Raw genomic sequence first — 629 nt, forward strand, 5'->3', positions numbered from 1 at the left:
GTTTGCAGAGGATATCGCAGGCGGTCAGGATCGTCTGGGCATGGGAGCATGGGAGGGCGCAGACGGTATCCGTTTCTATTTCCCCATCTCGATCGTGGCATGGAGCAAAAGCATGGGTGAAAAGCCCCTCACCTGCTCCTGAGTGTCCATCCAAGAACATCTTGAATCATTGGAATCCCTTGTGATTCGATGATGGCGAACCGATTTGCGGGAGTTTCTGGATGTGGACCATTGAGAACCGAGGTCGCTACGATCGCAGCAAGCTGCGCTATCCGAGCGACCTGACGGACGCGGAATGGGCATTGATCAATCCGTCGATCCCAGCGGCCAAGAGTGGTGGTAATAAACGCCATGTCAACGAACGGGAGATCGTGAACGGGATCCTGTATATCCTGAGCACGGGTTGCCAATGGGCGGCGTTGCCGAAAGATCTTCCGGCGCGCAGCACGGTGAATTTCTACTTCCAACGTTGGACCGACGACCGGACGCTCGCTAACATTCACCACTCGCTTTATGTGCAGTGCCGGGAACAAGCCGGACGGCAAGCCAGCCCGACCGCTGCGATCATAGATAGCCAGAGCGTCCGGAGCGCCGAAAAAGGGGGAGGCGCATCGATCCGTCAGGCTACG

Annotated in this window: 1 pseudogene; it reads left to right on the plus strand. The window is 57.1% G+C overall.

The window, feature by feature from the left end:
* Nucleotides 1-221: 221 nt before the first annotated feature.
* Nucleotides 222-629, plus strand: a pseudogene (locus tag GOB90_RS18755) (IS5 family transposase); the annotation flags it as partial.

Origin of the sequence: Acetobacter oeni, assembly GCF_011516825.1 — a bacterium.
GTDB classification, from domain to species: Bacteria; Pseudomonadota; Alphaproteobacteria; order Acetobacterales; family Acetobacteraceae; genus Acetobacter; species Acetobacter oeni.